The sequence below is a fragment of the uncultured Acetatifactor sp. genome, assembly GCF_948601915.1.
In the GTDB taxonomy this organism is placed as follows: Bacteria; Bacillota; Clostridia; order Lachnospirales; family Lachnospiraceae; genus Acetatifactor.
In genome coordinates this window covers 1-19,719 of sequence record NZ_CAPDXS010000106.1, presented here as the reverse complement: position 1 = coordinate 19,719, position 19,719 = coordinate 1, and the positions used below count along the sequence as shown (strand labels likewise).

Annotated in this window: 13 protein-coding genes and 1 riboswitch; of the genes, 9 read left to right on the top strand and 4 right to left on the bottom strand. The window is 53.6% G+C overall.

Going from position 1 to position 19,719, the window contains the following annotated elements; all coding sequences use genetic code 11:
* A riboswitch (cobalamin riboswitch) is annotated at window positions 1-66 on the top strand. This riboswitch is flagged as partial in the annotation.
* A 428-nt stretch (window positions 67-494) separates the two neighbouring features.
* The 5 genes from Q2B33_RS16810 to Q2B33_RS16790 all read left to right on the top strand — a co-directional run bounded on the left by Q2B33_RS16810 (window position 495) and on the right by Q2B33_RS16790 (window position 7,418).
* On the top strand, window positions 495-917 hold the full coding sequence (locus tag Q2B33_RS16810; protein WP_296466747.1) for a DUF4430 domain-containing protein: 423 nt from the start codon (window positions 495-497) through the stop codon (window positions 915-917).
* Window positions 918-984: 67 nt separating this feature from the next.
* The gene (locus Q2B33_RS16805; protein ID WP_300564253.1) at window positions 985-1,545 is read left to right on the top strand and encodes a hypothetical protein; all 561 of its coding nucleotides are present in this window, start codon (window positions 985-987) and stop codon (window positions 1,543-1,545) included.
* A gap of 213 nt (window positions 1,546-1,758) precedes the next feature.
* Entirely contained in the window at window positions 1,759-3,561 is a 1,803-nt protein-coding gene (locus Q2B33_RS16800; RefSeq protein WP_300815318.1) for a hypothetical protein, read from the top strand.
* A gap of 639 nt (window positions 3,562-4,200) precedes the next feature.
* Entirely contained in the window at window positions 4,201-5,835 is a 1,635-nt protein-coding gene (locus Q2B33_RS16795) for an ABC transporter ATP-binding protein (protein WP_300564249.1), read from the top strand.
* Window positions 5,832-7,418 (top strand): ABC transporter ATP-binding protein/permease, encoded by a 1,587-nt coding sequence (locus Q2B33_RS16790; protein ID WP_300564247.1) that lies wholly within the window; start codon window positions 5,832-5,834, stop codon window positions 7,416-7,418. Before Q2B33_RS16795 ends, Q2B33_RS16790 begins: the two co-directional genes overlap by 4 nt.
* Window positions 7,419-7,466: 48 nt before the next feature.
* Here Q2B33_RS16790 and Q2B33_RS16785 read toward each other — a convergent pair whose 3' ends face one another.
* The 4 genes from Q2B33_RS16785 to Q2B33_RS16770 form a co-directional block, all read right to left on the bottom strand.
* Entirely contained in the window at window positions 7,467-8,894 is a 1,428-nt protein-coding gene (locus tag Q2B33_RS16785; RefSeq protein ID WP_300564245.1) for a HAMP domain-containing sensor histidine kinase, read from the bottom strand.
* Window positions 8,891-9,601 (bottom strand): response regulator transcription factor, encoded by a 711-nt coding sequence (locus Q2B33_RS16780; protein ID WP_296466759.1) that lies wholly within the window; start codon window positions 9,599-9,601, stop codon window positions 8,891-8,893. Before Q2B33_RS16780 ends, Q2B33_RS16785 begins: the two co-directional genes overlap by 4 nt.
* 172 nt (window positions 9,602-9,773) lie before the next feature.
* A complete protein-coding gene (locus Q2B33_RS16775) occupies window positions 9,774-12,263 on the bottom strand; it encodes an endonuclease MutS2 (RefSeq protein WP_300564242.1) in 2,490 nt (829 codons plus the stop codon).
* A 142-nt stretch (window positions 12,264-12,405) separates the two neighbouring features.
* Window positions 12,406-12,960: a Uma2 family endonuclease gene (locus Q2B33_RS16770; RefSeq protein ID WP_300564240.1), complete on the bottom strand. Its 555-nt coding sequence runs from the start codon at window positions 12,958-12,960 to the stop codon at window positions 12,406-12,408.
* A gap of 154 nt (window positions 12,961-13,114) precedes the next feature.
* Here Q2B33_RS16770 and Q2B33_RS16765 point away from each other — a divergent pair, with 154 nt between their 5' ends.
* From Q2B33_RS16765 to Q2B33_RS16750, 4 genes are all read left to right on the top strand, one after another.
* Complete coding sequence (locus tag Q2B33_RS16765) at window positions 13,115-15,427, top strand: hypothetical protein (protein ID WP_300564238.1); 2,313 nt, start codon at window positions 13,115-13,117, stop codon at window positions 15,425-15,427.
* 10 nt (window positions 15,428-15,437) lie between these two features.
* Window positions 15,438-17,222, top strand: a complete 1,785-nt coding sequence (locus Q2B33_RS16760; RefSeq protein ID WP_300564236.1) for a sensor histidine kinase — start codon at window positions 15,438-15,440, stop codon at window positions 17,220-17,222.
* The gene (locus Q2B33_RS16755) at window positions 17,170-18,576 is read left to right on the top strand and encodes a response regulator (protein WP_300822893.1); all 1,407 of its coding nucleotides are present in this window, start codon (window positions 17,170-17,172) and stop codon (window positions 18,574-18,576) included. The genes Q2B33_RS16760 and Q2B33_RS16755 overlap by 53 nt, the downstream gene beginning before the upstream one ends.
* 169 nt (window positions 18,577-18,745) lie before the next feature.
* Window positions 18,746-19,719 (top strand): extracellular solute-binding protein (locus tag Q2B33_RS16750; RefSeq protein WP_300822891.1); only part of this gene is annotated, 974 nt, incomplete at its 3' end.

The following is a 19,719-nucleotide window of genomic DNA, read 5'->3' as shown; positions in this document are numbered from 1 at the left end:
CCCGGGAAGGCGGAAGCTGGCGGTGACGCTCAAGTCAGAAGACCTGCCTGCCATGTGTGCCATGAGGCCACGAGGAATTGGCTGGCGCGGAATGCGCGTAGAACGCGCGCGTTCGGTTCCGCGGAAAGAGTGAAGCTTTTTCACACGGTTTTTTTGTGTTACCGCGGAATATCCTGCTGAAGACGGAAGGATGGAAGAATGCCTTTCTGTTTTTGGTACGCCGACTCCTGCCAAGCGCGGGAGTTTTTTCGTGTACCGATTCGCGCACTGAACTGCAGGAAGCTGCCAATGCAGGGCAGGGAAGCGTGGCTCGTGACGAGCAGCCGGAGGCCGCAGAATCCAGAAGCGCCGAAGAGTCGCGGCGGATCCGGCAAAGAAGCGGGGGTGGATCGTCCGATTGGTACAGGCCTTATCGCTGAAAACGGGACTGGCCTGACGGCAGAGCCCCGCAGAAGAGGCTGCAGAAGGCAGCGGAAAGCGGAGGAGAAAAAGAGATGGAAAGCAAGAGCGGAAGCAACAGGAAATTGATTGTGGGCGCGGTGGCGCTGGTGGCAGTGGTGGCAATCCTGGCCATCGTCTATATGGCGTTCCGGGAGAAGCCGGTGGAGGGCGCGAAGGCCATCACCATCGAGGTCACGGGGAAATCCGGAGCCGTGGAAAAGTATGAGCTGAACACGGACGCCCAGTACCTGCGCCAGGCCATGGAGGAGGCGGACGGACTGACCTTTTCCGGCGCGGAGAGCGAGTACGGCATGATGGTGGACACGGTGAACGGCGACCTGGCGGACTATAATGCGGACGGCGCTTACTGGGGATTCTTTGTGAACGGGGAATACTGCAATTACGGCATCGATACCCAGCCGGTAGAAGACGGAGATGTCTTCGGAATCGTCTACACCACGGACGCGGGGCAGTAACGCCTCCGGGCGGCGGGCGGCTCGGAGCAGAGGGCGGGAGGCGCGCTGGAAATAGGAGAGGCAGACTATGGAAGAGAAAAAGGGACAAAAAAAGCTGAACATAGAGGACATCGCCCTGATGGGCATGATGGTGGCGGTGATAGAGGCGTGTAAGCTTGCCATGGCATTCCTGCCCAACATTGAGCTCACCAGCTTCTGGATCATCCTGTTCACGCTGATGTTCCGGTGGCGGATCCTGTTCGTGATTCCGGTGTTCATCTTGGTGGAGGGCGTTGTCTACGGCTTCGGGCTCTGGTGGGTCATGTACCTGTACGCCTGGCCATTGCTTGCCCTGGCGGTCTATGTGAACAGGAGGCAGGAGTCGGTGTGGTTCTGGAGCATATTGTCGGCGGTGTTCGGGCTGATGTTCGGCTTCCTCTGCGCCCTGCCCTATGTGGCGATTGGGACAGCGGACAGCGGCCTGCGGGGCGGCCTGTATGCGGGGTTCACCTGGTGGGTGGCGGGTATCCCCTTCGACATCGCCCACGGCGTGGGGAACTTCGCGCTGATGGCGGTGCTGTACAAGCCTGTGCGCCTGGCTATGAGGCGGATTCGGGCAGGGGGCGGAGCTTCTTTCCCTGTTGCCTGAAAATAATTGCCTGTAGGAAAACCCGAACCGCGTTTCACAGCCCTTCCAACATAAAAAGGCATCTGTACAGTTGGCTGCTCTGATGGTACAATAAGCCTTGTTGAGAAAGGGGGAAAAATGGAGGGAAATTATAATCAGACGGAATTTGTGCGGGAGTATAACGCCGCCTGTGGAAAGCTTTTTCGGGAGGAGCGCGTCAGGCGGGGAGTGTCCTTGAGGGAAGCGGCTTCGGGGCTGCTGAGCAAAACTGCTCTGGAGAAGATGGAGTCTGGTGAGACGGGATGGAGAAAGCTGACAGGGGATATCCTGTTCCAGAGGATGGGAATTCTGCCAGATTATTTTGAAATGGTGGCATCAGGGGATGAGATGGAGAGATGGCGGTTAAGGGAGGATATCTGCCTTCTAGTTCCAGACAGAGTCGGGGAGGCAAAAGAGAGGATTATGCAATACCGCAGAAAATATCCGAAAAGGGAAGCCCTGGAAGAACAGTTTCTGTGTAAGGTAGAACTTTTTCTGCTATGGAAGGACAGGGAGGCGAAGGAAGGCACAGGGGAATTGCTGGCGGGGGAAGAATTGCTGTCCATGGCGGAGGCGGCTGTTTCCTGCACGGTTCCTGATGGATGGTTGAACGAGCGCAGGACGCTCCTTCTGGCTCCTTCGGAATTGGAGGCGATTTTGTTGGTTGGTGCAGGGCAATTCGCATGCGGCAGGATGGAAGAAGCCTGGGAAGTCCAGAGTTTCGTCTGGAACTATCCGGAGAAACGGCAATGGAAAAAACGTATGGCTGTACAGATAAAGCCCCAAGCTGCCCTGCTGGGGATGGAGCTGGCGCTTCGGGAAGAAGACAGCCGGAAGGCATTTGAATTTGCCAGAGAGGCTCTGGAACTGTTGCGCGGAAATGCCTGTCATTGTTACCTCTTGCCCCTTCTGGAACAGATGGGACGGATATCAGGAGAGGGATTTTCAGAGGGAGATTGGCTATATCTGAGGGGAGCAGACGAATTTCGAGATATTTTCAAACGTATATACCACATGTCGGGGTATCCGGAAAATAGAGTCTGGCAGGGAATTTCAGTGGAAAATACCAGGGAGGCGGGAATCACGCTGAAAATGCTGCGGAAATTTGCCGGAAAACCTTTGGATAAAGCTGTCTTTGACGATGATGGAATAATTGTCACCAGAAGGCAGTTAGAGAAAATAGAGAGTGGAGCCCATAAGCCTTCTTATACGAATTATCAGCGCCTGGTTCATCGGTATGGAAAGCACGGAGGATGGATGATTCCCATGTTGGAGACAGACTCCATTGAGGTGTTGGAGCTGCGGCAGGAGATTTCCTCCCAGATTGGGTTTTGCCAGTGGGATAAAGTGGAAGCCGGGATGGAGCGCCTAAGGCAGAAGGTGGATATAGCTTATCCCAGGGTGCGGCAGGAGCTTTTGTTTTTTGAGGCAATTATCCTGCTGGAACGTAAGGGAGAGTTGGAGAAGAGCCTGGAGCTGCTACAGAAAGCACTGCATGTCACAGTGCCGGAATGGGAGGGAAAGGATGCAAAATGGTGGGTCTTTCAGAGGGAGGAGATTATTATCGCCAGTAATATCTTGGATATCTACAGAGAAATGGGAAAGCTGGCGGAAGCGAAAGAATGGTGTGAGGCAATCTGTTTTTCTATGGAGCAGCAAAAAGACAGAACAAATATAATGCATACAGGGTATGCGATATTGATGGAAGTCCTTGATAATTACTTAGGAGAATTAAGACTATACGAAGAGGCAATAGATGTCAGTAAGAAGGCTGTCTCTAACTATTTGAAACAGCCTAGGATTGGTACTTTGGGCAGGGCATATTACCGCATTGCATGGAACACCTATGAGGCCGCTTCAGGGTCGGCACAACAAGATAAAAGGTTACAGAAGCAGTGGCGGGAGGCTTTTCAAGCCAGTGAAGGCATAGCGGCATTTGTTCGCGATAATTATCTGATGCGGCATTTAAAGGATAAAAGAGAAAAATACTTATTCTGACCTTTGTGCATTAATGTCAGATAAAGGATTAATATCGTTCTCTTCCACGGGGGAATCCATCGATATAGGATTTGTAGGGGCGGACATCTGACCAGAGACAGGTGGTAAGTACTGTGATGCCAAATGTGAGCAGCATGGAATTAAAAGTTTTTTTCTTCATTATGAAAAATCTCCTTTGCTTTTTTACTATTTTATCATAATAAAGAGAATCGGTTCAATACGTCAAATTAGTTGCCAGGACTGGCAACTAATTTGACGTATTGATGTTTAGTGGAAACGATAATATACTGAAATAAACAAAAATATGTCGCTATCTCATCTGCTATTTATACTGCTTAACAATTTCACTTGCCGTGAAACCAGACTGCATAACGCTGACCGGTTCAAGCGCATGATTACATTAGGCAGTATTCAGCGTTATGCAGTATAATGCCAGATGTTTAATTTTGTCTATATCAAAAAAAGAAAAAGGAGAAGAATTCTTAAAAAATTATATAGTAGTTTATATGACGCAGATTTTGAGTTGTCAGGAGAAAGAATAGGGAATCAATGTAATTCTTGTAAGATAAAGGACTGTAAAAAGGGACAAATAGAAAAAATAATAAACAATATAAATTTAATAAGGAGTGAGGATTGACAATGAATGCCGAATCAAAAAACATACTGAGAAAATCCGCAGACAGCCTGCTTACGGCGGGGCTTGCCGTCTGTCTGGGTTCGGGCCTGGGCATCGTTTATCTGGAGTGCATAAGGCTTTTGGCGGACAGCGTCTTAACAAAAAACGCGGGCAGGATATGGGCCATATTTGCGGTGTTTGCAGGCAGCCTGCTGATATCAGCGGCGCTGGTCTGCGTTCAGAACGGCAAGGCTCTGACAATCAGGCAGAGGCTGATAGAATCACTGGAGCAGAAAGCCATAGACATCTGGCTGGCCTCAAATTATAGAGACAATGAAAATACCGAAAAAATGCTGCCCATTCTTCGAAATGATATTTTTACATATGCGGAACAGCTTTCAGGATTCCTGCTAAAAATAATGGGAACTGCCGTCTCCGTTATTTTGACAAGTATCTATGTCGCCATGATTGCGCCATGGCTTCTGGCTTTGACCCTTTTTCTATCCCTGGCGGCCATTTCAATCAGCGCCTGCAGGGGAAGGAAGCTGCCGGAGCAGAATGAAAAGCTTTATTTCCATATGGGCGCGATCTACAATCACAATGCGGAGCTGGTGCGGAACCGTGAAGCCGCCTATGTCCTCAACGGTGAAAGGGTCATCCGGCCCTATCAGAAAGAGATTGCCGACTATAAAATCGACCAGGCAAAGATTCTGGGCACGATGACGATGCAGAGGATTTTAGGTTCTGCAAACACGATCTTGAATACCTGTGCCATACTGATTATCGGGGGCTATGGGGTTTCCAGGGGCACCATTGAGATCAGCGGCCTGATTGTGCTTTTGGCGGCTGTGGGATCCTTGACCAATACCCTATATCAGATTCCCGGCTGCATTTCGGCTTATCAGCAGCTTAAGGGGATGGACAGCAGGATTGGCGCTTTGCTGACCCCTCAGGCCACGGCTCCAAGCGGATTTGAAGATATAGACAGGATTACTTCCATCTCGGCACAGAACCTGAGCTTTGCCTATGAGGACGGAAGCGGGGCATTCCATGGAAATCTCTTTGAAGACCTGAATATAAGCTTGAAATCAGGGGAATGCCTGATTTTAAAGGGAGCGTCAGGCTGTGGCAAATCCACTCTGCTGAAAATTTTCGCATATCTTTTAAAAGGCTACCGAGGAGATGTTATCTGCGGCGGTAAAAATCTGAAACATTTGAAGGAAAACGCCTTTTGGGACAGGATTTTATATTTAAGTCAGGAGCCCCAGCTTATCTCAGGCACAATCAAAGAAAATATCACTATGTTCAAAGAGGCGGATGAAAGCAGGCTCAGTCATGCATTGGAGCGGGCAGGATTAATAGACCGTGTTCCCAAATTCCAGAGGGGCGTGGACACTCCTGTTTCCATGCTGAATCTGTCCTCCGGAGAGCAGCAGAGAATTTGCCTTGCCAGGGCCTTTTACGGGGATTATGATGTGATTGTTTCCGATGAAAGCTTCTCCGCGGTAGACCCTGACTCGCGCAGGGAGATATTCGGAAAGCTCCTCGCGCAGCTCAAAGAAAAGTCTCAGATGCTGATTATGTCCTCGCACACGGATTTTGATTATGATTCCAAAGATTCTGTAAAAATTTTCGATATGGGAGGAAAAAAGGAATGAAAATGCTGGACAGGCTGAAATCCACAGCCATCATACTGAAAAACCATAAGCTGAAATTTGCCGCTCTGCTGATGGCATTTTCTTTCATATCCTTTGCGCTGCCGTTGGCCGCGCCCTTTATGATACAGTCTATCATGGGAAAAATAGAAAATGGCATGAGCGTAACGCCATTGATGATATTTCTATTGACCATGGCGTCCTTATTCCTTCTCGTGTTGGATTACATGATAAATGTATATGGAAATGTCATGTGCGCAAACCTTATTTACAGGGGCTCGGCGGAGCTGTATAAGGATTTGTTTGCCCTGCCCTACGGGGAGAGGGAAGCAAAATACAAGGAGGAAGACCTGCTCCAGAATATTACCGCGTTTACCGATTCCGCCCTCTCACTGTGGGTCATGATTATCAGATTCGGAATCAGCGTGGTGGTAATCGGTGTGCTGTTGATGCTGTCGGTGAATGTGCATTATACGGTTTCGTTTTTTATCCTGGCTCACATAGGCGTCACGATTCTTGCGGGCAAAAAAATCAACGGCATATCCGAAACATATGCGTCCCGGCTCCAGGGCCTTGAAGCGGAAAAAAATAAAAATATCGAAGAGCTTATGTATAAAGCGGATTTTATCAATATGAACAGTCTGCAAAGCGTCCTGAAAAACCGTTTCGACCAGACCAGAAGGGATATTTTCCGCGTTCAGGCCCAGCAACTAAACAAGGATAATCTTTATCGTTCTCTGCATAGTGTAATCAGTGAGCTGGTAAGCGGATTCATTTATCCTGTTTTAGGATGCCTGCCCGGCAGCGTGGAGATATCAGGCGGAAAGCTGGCCTCCGTTAAGAGCATTATTGCGGAGTCGGGAAGCCAGACCCAGAGCATGCAGCAGATGGCGGCATATATCCCATATAATACCGTTCCGATCGACAATGGAAAGGCGCTTTTCGGTCTGAAAAGACAAAAGAAATCTCAAAATCATCAAAATGGCTGCGCTCTGGCGATTGACGGGCTATGCTTTGAAGCGGAGGGCAGAAAAATCCTGCGGGATATCAATTTAAGCATAGAAGAAGGGGAGCATATAGCGATAATGGGGGAAAACGGCAGCGGAAAATCTACATTGCTCCGCTGCATGATGGGAATGTACGCGCCCACATCCGGCAGCGTAACGGTGTTTGGCAGATCCCCGGCAAATGATTCGGAATATTTCAGGGAAAACCATGTTTTTGCATATATGCCCGCCGCCGCCCGGCTTTACGAAACTGCCATTGACGACAATATTTCAATGGGCAGTTTCAGTGAGATAAGCCTGGAGAAAATCAAGGACGCCACAGGGGTCTCTGATTTTTCGGATCGTGGGATTTCTTCCATAACTGAGCTTTCAGGAGGAGAGCAGCAGAGAGTGAATGCCGCCAGGGCCTTTTCCAACAGCGATGCGAAAATCATCCTTCTTGACGAGCCTACAGCGGCCCTGGACGGGGAACACGCCGGGAAGCTGATGGATTATATAAGGAGTAGCAGGGCTACGGTTGTTTACACCACCCACCGTGAGGAAGAGGCGGCATTTGCCGACAGGGTCATTCGGTTGTGAGGCAGGCCGATTTCCCGGGGGAGGAGGATTCGCTTCTGACAGGGAGGCTCAGTCCTCGTCGTCATTGCTGTCAGCCAGAAGCAATGAGAAGATGAACTCGCTTCCCGCTCCCTCCGTGCTGATCACGTTGATGTGCTCCCCGTGGCAGTTTATGATCTCCTTCACGATGGACAGGCCCAGCCCGGTGCCCTTCTTGTCCTTGCCCCGGGAGTAGTCCGATTTGTAGAATCTGTCCCAGATCAGCTTCAGATCCTCCTTGGGGATGCCGATGCCGGTGTCCTTGACGGAGACGAACAGTTTATTCTTTTTCACGGAAGTCTCCACCTTGATGACGGAGTCGTGGTGGCTGAACTTGATCGCATTGTCCAGCAGGTTGTAGAGCACCTGCTGGATTTTTTCCATATCCGCGTTCACGTACATCTCGTCCCCGGTGAGAATCATCTCGATGGCGATGGTCTTCTTCCGGCAGGTCCCCTCAAAGGACGCGGCGGTGCTGCGGATGATGCCGTTGATGTCGAAATCCGCCCGCTTCAAGAGCATCCCCTTGGTGTTCAGGTTGTTCAGGGACAGCAGGCTGTTGGTGAGCTTGGTGAGGCGCTCCGTCTCGGTGAGGACGATGTTCAGGTACTTGTCATGCATCTCCGGAGGGATGGTGCCGTCGATCATGGCCTCCAGGTAGCCTCGGATGGAGGTCAGGGGGGAGCGGAAGTCGTGGGACACATTGGCCACGAATTTCTTCTGGTCGTCCTCCGCGCTGGCAATCTGGCTGGCCATGTAGTTCAGGCACACCGCCAGGTAGCCGATTTCATCGTCGCTCTCCACCTGGAATTCATAGTGCATGTTCCCGGCGGCGTACTGCTCCGTGGCGTAGGTGATCTTCCGCAGGGGAATGTACACCATCTCCGTGAAGAAGATCAGGATGATCAGGGACAGGAGCAGCAGGATGACCAAAGTGATGTAGGAGATGTTCAGCATCCGGTTGCAGGAATCCTCGATTCGCAGCATGTCGCAGTGGATGACCACATAGCCCTTCACCATGTACTGGAAGGTGATGGGGGAGAAGACGCTGAGCATCTTCGAGTCGAAGTTGCCGAAGAAATCGTTCACCATGTAGTAGGAGCCGCCGGTGGCCGTGGGGTCGAAATTATCGATGACAATTTCGTCTTCCACATTCAGGGAGGCCCCCGTGTCCAGCACCAGGCGGCCTGAGGGATTGATGATGCGGATGGTGGAGTCCAGGTAGAGGGCCAGGGAGTCAAGCTGGTTCTTCACCGTCTCCAGGTCCGTCTCGCTGGCGTAGAGCCCTGCGGCGTAGGTGTCGGAGATGCGGGTGGCCTCCAGGTAGAGGTCCTCCGCCTTCTCCCGGATCAGGTGGTCCCTGGTCATACTGGGCACAAAGGTGGTGACGATGATGAAGCTGAACACGCCGAAGATGAAGTAGGCCAGTATGAACTTCAGGTAGAGGGTCTTCTTCATGTATTGCGCACCTCGAATTTATAGCCCACGCCCCAGATAGTGGTTATCTTCCAGTTGGCGTGGTCCTTGATCTTCTCCCGGAGGCGCTTGATGTGCACGTCCACGGTGCGGGTGTCCCCCACGTACTCGTATCCCCAGATCTGGTCCAGGAGCTGCTCCCTGGTGAAGACATGATTGGGGGAGGAGGCCAGGAAATACAAAAGCTCTAGCTCCTTGGGCGGCATGTCCACGGTGCGCCCCATGTAGAGCACGGAATAGTTGGTCAGGTTCACGGACAGGTCCGCGTACTGCACGCATTTGTCGGCGCTGGCAGCGGGGGAGGGCGCGGGGGCGGCGGGCTTGTAGCGGCGCAGCACGGCCTTGGCCCTGGCCACCAGCTCCTTGGTGTCGAAGGGCTTTTCGATATAATCGTCCGCGCCCAGCTCCAGCCCCAGGACCTTGTCGAAGATCTCGCCCTTGGCGGAGAGCATGATGATGGGCACGGTGTACTTGTTCCGCACTTCCCGGCAGACCTGGTAGCCGTCCATGCCGGGGAGCATGATGTCCAGCAGGATCAGATTGGGGGAGAAGCTCTCCATGGCGGGCATCACGGATTCTCCGTCATTGACGATCAGGGTCTCGTAGCATTCCTTGGTGAGGTAGAGGGCTATCAGTTCGGCGATGTTGTTGTCGTCGTCTACTATCAGGATTTTCTGTTTATTTACCATGTTTCCTGCTCCTAATTTTATATTACTGGTTCCGGATTTATTCTGTAGGCGGGCTGACGGCGCCCCGGTAACCTGCTCCGGGCGCTGCCATGCCCTTTCGGGAGCCGGGCGGGCCGCAGGAAGGCGGCTGCGCCGGGCTGGTGCCTCGGAGGGAATGGGGGCTGCGGGGCGCTTACTTGAAGGTGACGATGGTGACGCCGGAGTCCCCCTCGCCGTACTCGCCCAGCCGGTATTCCTTCACGTATTTCAGGCGCTTGAGATGCCCGTGTACGGCATTGCGCAGGGCGCCTGTCCCTTTTCCGTGCACCACCCGGACGCTTGGCAGATGGGCCAGGTAGGCGTCGTCCAGGTATTTGTCCAGAAGCGCCAGGGCCTCGTCCACGGTCTTGCCCAGGAGGTTGATCTCCGTGGAGATGGACATGGTCTTGGACATCTTCATCTTGCCGGAGCGGTCACCGCCGCCGCTGCGCTGGAGCTTGGGGGTGGTGACGGTCTCCTCCTGTACGTAGATCAGGTCTTTTACATTGGTATGGGTGCGGATGATGCCGCACTGGACGAACAGCGCCCCCTTGGCGTCCGGCAGGGTGCTGACAGTGCCCGTCAGGCCCATGGAGACTATCTTCACGGCGTCTCCTTTTTTCAGCTTCTTCGGGTCGATGGCCTTCTTCTCCGGGGCTTTCAGGCCGCCGTTCAATGAGAGGCTGCCGCCGACGGAGAGATGGTCGTTCTTCTCGCTTATCTTGTCCCGCACCTTCTGGCGCTTCTTCTCCAACTCCCGGATGTCCGCGCCGGCGCCTGCCTTGTGGAAGTCCCGTATGGTCTCGTCGGCCACCTCCTTGGCCTCCTGGAGGATCTCCCTGGCCTTCTCGTTGGCCTCCCGGAGGATCCGGTCCTTGGCCTGGTCGATTTTGTCGTTCTTCTGCTGGAGCTGCTCCTGGAGGAGGCGGATGCTCTCCTTGTGCCGGGCGATTTCCAGCTGTTCCTTCTCGATGGTGATCCGGCTCTGCTCCAGGTCGGCGATCACGTCCTCGAAGGTCTTGTCCTCCTTGCCGATCTGTTCCCTGGCGGCGTTTATGATCTCCTCCGACAGCCCCAGCTTGGCGGAGATGGCGAAGGCGTTGCTCTTCCCGGGGATGCCGATCAGCAGCCGGTAGGTGGGCTGCAGGGTCTCCACGTTGAACTCGCAGCAGGCGTTTTCCACAAAGGAGGTGGAGAGGGCGTAGATCTTCAGCTCGCTGTAGTGGGTGGTGGCCATGGTGCGGATGCCCCTGTCGTGGAGGTAGTTCAGCACTGCGATGGCCAGGGCCGCGCCCTCGGTGGGGTCTGTCCCCGCCCCCAGCTCATCGAAGAGGCAGAGGGAATCCGCGTCCGCATGGTTCAGGATGTGGACGATGCTCTTCATATGGGAGGAGAAGGTGGACAGGCTCTGCTCGATGCTCTGTTCGTCCCCGATGTCCGCATAGACTTCCGTAAAAATGGACAGTTCCGAACGGTTTAACGCAGGGATGTGGAGCCCTGCCTGGCCCATGAGGGTGAAGAGGCCCACGGTCTTTAAGGAGACGGTCTTGCCGCCGGTGTTGGGGCCTGTGATGACCAGCAGGTCGAAGTCCCGGCCTAAATGGATGTCGATGGGCACCACTTTCTTCTTGTCCAGCAGGGGATGGCGGCCCTTGCGGATATTGATGGAACGGTCGTCGTTGAAGACAGGCTCCGTGGCGTTCATCTCCATGGCCAGCTCCGCCTTGGCGAAGATGAAGTCCAGCAGGGTCATGATCTTCAGGTCGTCCGCCAGCTCCTCGGTATGGGCCCCGGCCTGGGCGCTCAGATCCGCCAGGATCCGTCCGATTTCCTCCTTTTCCTCCAGCTCCAGCTCCCTGAGCTTGTTGTTCAGCTCCACCACCGCGGCGGGCTCTACGAAATAGGTGGAGCCTGTGGCGGACTGGTCGTGGACCATGCCGTTGACCTGGCCCTTGTACTCCGCCTTGATGGGGATGCAGTAGCGGTTGTTCCGCATGGTGATCACAGCGTCCTGGAGATAGGTGCGGTAGGAGCCGCTGAGCATGGAGGTGAGCTGGCCGTGTATCTTGTCGCCAGTCTGCAGCATGGAGCGGCGGATGTTCTTCAGCTTCGGGCTGGCGTCGTCCGCGATCTCCTCCTCGGAGAGGATGCAGCGGTGGATCTCATTGGCCAGGCCCGTCAGGGGGGTCAGCAGCTCGAAGTATTCGTCCAGGGTGTCCCGGGCCTCGTCCTCCGGTTCCGGGCTGCCGCCGCGCCTGTCCCTGTCGGAATCTCTGTCGTTGCCGGAGGCCCTGCCCCCTGCCCTGCCGTCATTCCTGTCCTGCCTGCCATAGGCCTTGATGCGGGCCACATTGTCCAGCATGGAGGCGATGTTCAGGAGCTCTAAGATGGAAAGGGTGCTGCCCACCTCCAGGGAGCGGATTGAATAGCCCAGATCCTTGTTGTTGCCGAAGGACGTGCTGCCGAAGCGGAACAGGCGGCGCAGGGCATCGGCGGTCTGTCGCTGGTTCCTGCGGATCTCGCCCAGGTCCGTGGACGGGACAAGCTCCCGGCAGAGCTTCTTGCCCGGCGCGGAGTTGGCCTTGTTCGCCAGCAGCTCGATGATTTTGTTGTATTCCAAGGTTTTCAATACTTTTTCGTTCATGATAGACTCCTTTATTCCTGCGGGCAATGAGCCAGGCGGCCGCGCTTGCACGGCCGGTTGGCGAATGCCGCGAGGGTCAAATGCCGCGAGGGATTTGATTCCCGCTGATTCTGGCTGGTCCGGCAGAATGCTTCGGGCATTTCTATGCCAGACCTTCAAAGATTTCCTGCAGGGTCATGGTGATGTGGGGGAAGGCCCGCAGACTGATTTCGGTCTCGGCGTTGTAGTGCTCTTCCTCCTTATCGTCCTGCAGGATATAGCTCTCCTCCAGGACGTAGCGGCCCTCCCGGAGATAATAGATTTCCAGATGTCCCTCCGGAGAGAGAATCCAGTATTCTTCCACGCCCGCCGCTTCATAGATATCCTTTTTCTCCGCCCGGTCCCGCTTGGAGGAGGATGGGCTTAGGGTCTCCGCGACGAACTTGGGGGTCCCGCTGTAGGAACCGCCCTTTAGGTGCTTCCTGTCGCAGACAATCATGATGTCCGGGCACAGATAGTCGTCGTTCTTGTCCGGATGGTATTTGAAGTCCAGGTTTTCCATGGAGACCAGGCAGATGCTGTCCTTTAGGCCCTGCTTTATAATGAGGTAAAGATTCCCGTTCACGATGCCGTGCCGATAGCTTGGCGAAGGGGACATATCATAAATCACGCCGTCGATTTTTTCGTCTTTCCTGCGTTCCAGTTCCGCCATTCCCATAATATTGTCCTCCCTTTTTGATTTCATTCTAACATATAGCGGGCTGTTTGCCAACAAAAATCCCATTGGATAGCCAGTCCAAGTATTTATTGCTATTGGCATTCTTTTATGATAAGATGAATTAAAATAGATGCTGAATGGCAGGGGGTATGATATGGGCTATGCAGAAGTGAAAAATGTGAATGGCAGTCCTGCGCTGGTGATTGACGGAAAGGCATTTCCGCCCATGGCCATGACGGCTCGCCTGGACAAGCCGGATTATATCAGGAGTCTGGGGGAGGCGGGGATGAGGGTCTTCTTCCTGATGACGAATACGGATTGGCTCCGTCCGGGAAGGGATTATGTCGATGAAGACGGCATCGCGCAGCACGAGCCCAGCGGGATGGAGGCTTTCGTAAAGAATGCCCGGACACTGCTTTCACAGGTTCCGGATGCTTATATCATCGTGCGCATCGGCCTGCATCCGCCTGTGGACTGGATGGAACAGAACCTGGACGAGCTGATTACATATCAGGACGGAAGCCATGAGCCCGCTATCCTGACTTCGGAGGTGCATTCGGACGAGATTCCGGGCATGTACTCCTTTTCCTCGGACAAGTGGAAGGCGGATGCTGCAAGGGCGCTGCAGGAGTTTTGCGACGAGGTGGACAGACTGCCCTTTGGGGAGAGGGTCATCGGATATTTCCTGGCGGCAGGCGGCACCTCGGAGTGGTATCCGGTCAATGCTATCTGCGACAGAAGAAAGAACAAATACGGCGATTTTTCCCCGGCGTTCCGCAAGGCATATGAGGATTTCCTGCGCAGACGCTACGGAACAGAGGAAAAGCTCCGCAAGGCCTGGAAGAGGGCGGACGCCTCCTTCGAGGATCCGCTGATTCCCAATGTGGAGGAACAGTACCATATCCATGTGGAACAGGGCATCCTGGATGCGATGAAATATTATGAGAGCGCGGACCGCATCATAGGCAAGAGCATCGACATGAATGCCAAAAAGGCTGCAAACCTGGGCGTGTTCCTGAATCTGGATGACTACTGTCATGTGGCAGATTTCTACGATGCGCTCCATGAGGCCACTGCAGAGGCCATCGTCTACTTTGCCGGGCTCCTGAAGGCCCGCTATAAGGGGAAGGTAGTAGGCGCTTTCTACGGCTCTTACGGCTGTACGGACTTTTACAACAGCACTACCACCACCTCCACGATGACCATTCTGGACAGTGGGAAGGTGGACTTTCTGGCAGCGCCTGGCGTGTACAATAACAGGGAGCCGGGAGGATGCGTGGCCCAGCGGGAGATGCAGGATTCCTTCCGCCTGCGGGGGCAGATGTTCGTGGCGGAGGAGGACAGCAGGACCCATCTGGAGGACAGCTTCTACCGTGACGCCATGGGGCTGTACGATGTGCGGGACAGCATCGTGACGCTGAAGAGGGATTTTGCCAGGATTCTCTGCGAGGATATCTATGCATGGTGGTTCGACCAGCATGAGAAGGGAGGCCGCTACCAGCATGATGAGATTTACCGCCTGTTTGCCCGCCAGAAGGAAATCGCCGAATTTGCCTACAGCCTGGACAGGCAGAAGAATAACGAAATCGCGCTCATATATGACCAGGAGAGCTGCCACACGGTCTCCGCATACACCAATACCCTGATGCTGGATTATTACCGCACTTCGGACCTGCACAGGATCGGCGCACCGGTGGATTACTATTTCCACAATGATTTAGGCAGAGAGGACATGCCGGGGTATAAGCTGTATATCATGATGAACCTGTTCCGGCTCAGCGACGAGGAGAGAAAGACGATTCTGGACAGGGCGAAAAGGGACCATGCCGTGGTACTGTGGCTGTATGCGCCGGGATTCCTGAACCCGGATAGGGAAAGGGTCATGGACAATGCCAATATGGAGGACTTGATCGGAATGCGGGTGGGGCGGATCGACCATACCTGCTCGCCGCGCTTCCGGCTGACGGACCTGTCCCATCCCGCGGTGCGCTACGGGGTGCAGGACAGGCGCTACGGTTATATCGACCGGGATGTGCACAGCAATGTATGGCTGGAGAACGTGCTGGCCCCGGCTTATATGAATCCGGGGTTCTACATAGATGACGAGTCTGTGCAGGTCCTGGGGACTTACTGCGAGATGGGGCTCCCCGCCTACGCGCTCAAGGAGATGGACGGCTGGACAAGCGTATACTGTGCGCCCCAGATATTGCGTTCGGAACTGATTGCATCGCTGGCAGAATATGCCGGATGCCATCTATACAACACCCAGGATGACGTCATCTATGCGAATGCTAACTTTGTCACCATCCACGCTTCATTCAAAGGAGAGCATACCATCCGGTTTCCGAGGCCTGTCAGCCCTTATGAAGTCTACGAGAAACGGTATTACGGACATAATGTGACGGAGATTGTGGTAGACATGCGTTTGGGGGATACGCGTATGTTCTCTCTGAAGGGAACCTGCTAGAAACGGGCATATGAAGAAAACAACAAAATCTTTTGCCGGGCAGATGATCCGGGTGTGCCTGTTCGGCATAGTGATGCCGCTGGTGGCCATTGAGCTGTTGTTCCTGCTTGGCATATACGGGATGAGCCGTCGGGACATAGACGCCAAGATGACCCGTGAACTTAATAAAATATCCGAGAGCATGGATGTCCTGATGACCAGCATGAACGTCATGTCCTGGCTGCTGATGGCGGACGGGACTGTGGGACAGGGGCTGTATTCCTATTTCGAGGAGGAGGACAGCGTGACAAAGGGGAACCTGCTCATCTATCTCCAGGAACAGATTGGGCATTACGAGGTGGCAAACCCCTCTATCGGAAATATTACCTATATTTTCGTTCCCAGCGGAGAAGGCGCGCCGAGGAAGATCAACCAGACTTCCCTGGCCTATGGAAGCCTGCCTCTGGATGAGCATATTCTATGCCATAAGCAGCAGGTGACCTATTACGGCCCGCATATGTCGGATTCCAAGGTGGCCAAGTACCCCTGCCTGTCCCTGACCCGCATCTATAAGGAGGGGATTGCCCATGGAGACGTCTACATTTATCTGGAATCCGGATTCCGCTACCTGGAGACAATCATTCCCTCCCGGGTGGAAGAAGTAAATGCCATATTCCGAATCGAAGCACAGGGCGGCGAGACTCAGTACAGCACCGATGAGGAGGTTTTTCCTCTATATAAAATACCGGAAGCCTCTGCCACCGGCCTGTGGAACCTGAAGAAAAAGTATAAAATGTACGAGCTGCCGAAGGAGGGCGGCTGGAAACTGCAATTGTGGGTGCCTATGGGGGAATATTACAGCCATATCCGGACACTGACGCTGAATTTCAGCCTGATAACCCTCATGGTAGTGGGAATCTGCATCATCATTTCCGTCCAGCAATGGCGCGGCGTCTATCGCCCTTTTGTGCAGTTTGAGGAGTATCTGCAGCTGATTGCCGAGAGCGATGATGTAGAGGCCGGGATTTTCAGGATGGATATCCGGGAATTCGACGACCAGTTTGCATTGATTGAAAAAATGAAAAATGATATCGCTCTGCTGCTGACGCGGATACAGCAGGAGGAAAAACGGTACAATGAACTGGAGTTCAAGGCCGTGTCCGGAAAAATGACGCCGCATTTCCTCCATAATACGCTGGATACCCTGAAGTGGTTTGCCGCAGAGAAGCAGGAGCGAGAAATGGTGTGCTTCATCACCTCCCTGAATAAGCTCCTTCTATATAATATGTCCAAGATTCCCGAGACCACGCTGGGAAGCGAGCTGGAGGCGGTGAACAATTATATCGTCCTGCAGGAGATGAAATACGATTTGGACTTCCATATCGAAGCCGGTAAGTATCCGCAGCTCCTGGCGGCCGACATGCCGCGTTTCTGCCTGCAGCCTTTGGTGGAAAACGCCATCCTGCACAGCGGAAGCGACAAGGTGCAGGTGTGGATAGAGGTGGAGCTCCTGATAAACGGAAAGATTGCCATCCTGGTGAAAAATACAGGAAAGCCTCTGGAACCGGAGCGGATCGAGGCGGCAAAGAGACTGGGGAAGGATGTTTCCATCGCCGGAATAGGGCTTCCCTTTGTGGTGCGCATGCTGGAGAACAGGTTCGGCGATAACTTTGAGATCAAAGCAATGCACATGGCAGGCGGAATCAACGTGGTAGAGATTCGGATTCCTTTCGAAATGGGGAAGGCTTTGGAGAGCAGGGGGGATGAAGAGGATGGGGAAAGACGGCATGATAAGGGTGTACATAGTGGAGGATGAAAAGCTGGTTCGCCGGGGAATCATTGGCCTGATTGACTGGGCAAAGTACGGAATGGAGGTTGTGGGCGACGCGGGCAGCGGGGAGGAGGCCATTGGATTCCTGAGGCGGGAAAGCGTGGATCTGCTGTTTTCGGACATGGAGATGCCGGGCTTGTCAGGAATCGAATACCTCAAAAAGGCAAAAGAGACCGCCCCTGATATCCAGATCATCGTCCTCACGATGCATCAGGAGTTCGAGCTGATCCAGCAGGCCCTCAGGGTGGGGGTGCTGGACTATATCACCAAGGCACAGATAGAGGAGGACAATCCGGATATTCTGATGGAGAGGGTGCGGAAGTGCTATCTGGAAGCCGTGCACAAGACGGCCCTGGCTGACAGGCGATTGGAGTCGGACACGGCGTTTGTCTGGAAAGTGGGGGAGCCTGGGGGGGCAAAGGCGGCGAAGGACTTTCTGCTGCGGCATGGCATGTCCTGTGAAGAGCTGGACGAAGGACATTTTCTTCTCCGTATAGAAGGAAAGGAGATACCGGACTGGGAGGGGGTGGCGAAGGAATCCGGTCAGGAGGAGGCTGTGGTGGTGCAGCTTTCCCAGGTGAGGGGGCTTCGCTATCAGGAATTGGCGGAATGCCTCAATACAGCCATCGCCGCCCGGCTCTTCCGGGACTATATGCCGGGGCGGTTTCTGTATGTATATGTGTATCCGGAATTGAAGAAGGAGCAGGGGCTCGGAAAGGAGGGCGCGCAGTCTGATTTCTGGATGAATATAGAGTTCATGACAGATGATGCAGAATTTCGGGAGGGCATGAGGCAAATCTGCAGCAGCGTTTCTTCCAATGAGGAGCGGACGATTCTGTTTTACCGCCTCAACCTATATTGGGCGGAATTCTCAGGAAAGGACATCACGCAGTTCTTCCAGGAGGTGGAGGGATTCAAATGGTGGTATCAGTGGAAGGAGTGGTGTGAAGGCCTCAGGGATATGGTGCTGGAACGGGTGGGGAGCGGCGGTACGGAGGAGAGGGTCCGCAATGTGCAGGAAATCCACCGGGCAATGAACTATATCCGAGAGCATATGGATAAAGAGATTTCGCTGAGGGAGCTTTTGCAGTTCACCGGAATGAGCAAAAGCCACTTTTCCAAGAATTTCAAACAGATAACGGGAAAGACATTCATATCCTACCTGAATGACATCCGCATAGAGGCGGCCAAGAAGTATCTGGTAGAGACAAGACAGCCTGTTTCCTGGATAGTGGAACAGGTGGGATTCGGGGACGAACATTACTTCCGAAAGGTCTTCAAGCGCGATACGGGCCTGAGCCCAAGAGCGTTCCGGGAAAATAAATCTAATCGTATCTGAAAAGGGGACAAAAGTATTTGCGCCGAAAAGCCGCAGATACTTTTGTCCCCTAAATTATGCACAGTAAAATCTTAAACAGCGCTATTTTATCGGTTATAATAATGAAAGCAGCAATTACTGTAAGATGGTATGCTGTGATAGTGCATAAATGTAAAGGAGGATGGTATTAGTGAGAAAGAAGTTATTCGCAGGAATTCTGTCGGCAGCATTGGTTGTCGGATCTCTCGCAGGCTGCGGGGGCAATGACGGCGGCAACAGCAGCAGTGGCAGCAGCAAAGCCAGTGAAGGCGAACAGCAGGTGTCTTCGGATGCGGAACCTTCGGATGCGGGCTCCGACGCGGAGGACGCGGGGGAGGATTCCGGATCGGCCGAGGGCGAGAAGACGGCAGAAGAAAAGCTGCTGGAGCCGTATGATGAGCCCGTGGACATCCATATCGTATTGGCTTATCGTGAATCTGAGGATCCTTTGACGCCGGAGGATTGTACGCCGGAGACTTCCACGGCAGTGAAGCTGTTGAAGGAAGAGATGAACATCAATCTGATTTATGACTGGATTGCCAACAATGACCAGTATAATGAGAAGTTCGGCGCAGAGCTGGCAGCAGGGAACCTTCCGGATGTGTTCATGGTCGGTTCCAATGACTTCTCGGATTTGGTAGACCAGGGAGGCCTGGCGGATCTGACGGAGGCTTATGAGGAATATCGCTGCGATGCGCTGGATGCGATTTTCAACTACTCCGATGATGTCATTGACGTGGCGAAGAGGGATGGAAAGCTGTACGGGCTTCCGATGGGCACGGATCCGGCGCAGGCCACCTCTCAGATATATTACAATATGACTCAGCTTGCCAGCGTGGGGATTACCTCTCCGGATCAGCTTCCCAAAACCATCGACGAGTTCGAGGAGCTGTGCGACAAGCTGATGGAGACGGATTACGATAATGACGGTCAGGTAGGAGGCCCGGTGCTTCCTGCGACTGTGGGCTTCTACGGCACTCAGCTGGGCGACTTCACGCCTTTCTTCCATGCCTATGAGACATGGACAGGCGGATGGGTAGACGAAGGCGGCGAGCTGAAGTACATGGGCATCGACGAGAGCCTGAAGGAGCCCCTCACAAAGCTGAACGAGTGGTATGAAAAGGG

What these genes read in the sequence shown, in the direction of transcription:
- Q2B33_RS16810 (WP_296466747.1), top strand. Translation starts at nt 495, where the DNA reads ATGGAAAGCAAGAGCGGAAGCAACAGGAAATTGATTGTGGGCGCGGTG.
- Q2B33_RS16805 (WP_300564253.1), top strand. Translation starts at nt 985, where the DNA reads ATGGAAGAGAAAAAGGGACAAAAAAAGCTGAACATAGAGGACATCGCC.
- Q2B33_RS16795 (WP_300564249.1), top strand. Translation starts at nt 4,201, where the DNA reads ATGAATGCCGAATCAAAAAACATACTGAGAAAATCCGCAGACAGCCTG.
- Q2B33_RS16790 (WP_300564247.1), top strand. Translation starts at nt 5,832, where the DNA reads ATGAAAATGCTGGACAGGCTGAAATCCACAGCCATCATACTGAAAAAC.
- Q2B33_RS16785 (WP_300564245.1), bottom strand. Translation starts at nt 8,894, where the DNA reads ATGAAGAAGACCCTCTACCTGAAGTTCATACTGGCCTACTTCATCTTC.
- Q2B33_RS16780 (WP_296466759.1), bottom strand. Translation starts at nt 9,601, where the DNA reads ATGGTAAATAAACAGAAAATCCTGATAGTAGACGACGACAACAACATC.
- Q2B33_RS16775 (WP_300564242.1), bottom strand. Translation starts at nt 12,263, where the DNA reads ATGAACGAAAAAGTATTGAAAACCTTGGAATACAACAAAATCATCGAG.
- Q2B33_RS16770 (WP_300564240.1), bottom strand. Translation starts at nt 12,960, where the DNA reads ATGGGAATGGCGGAACTGGAACGCAGGAAAGACGAAAAAATCGACGGC.
- Q2B33_RS16765 (WP_300564238.1), top strand. Translation starts at nt 13,115, where the DNA reads ATGGGCTATGCAGAAGTGAAAAATGTGAATGGCAGTCCTGCGCTGGTG.
- Q2B33_RS16760 (WP_300564236.1), top strand. Translation starts at nt 15,438, where the DNA reads ATGAAGAAAACAACAAAATCTTTTGCCGGGCAGATGATCCGGGTGTGC.
- Q2B33_RS16755 (WP_300822893.1), top strand. Translation starts at nt 17,170, where the DNA reads ATGAAGAGGATGGGGAAAGACGGCATGATAAGGGTGTACATAGTGGAG.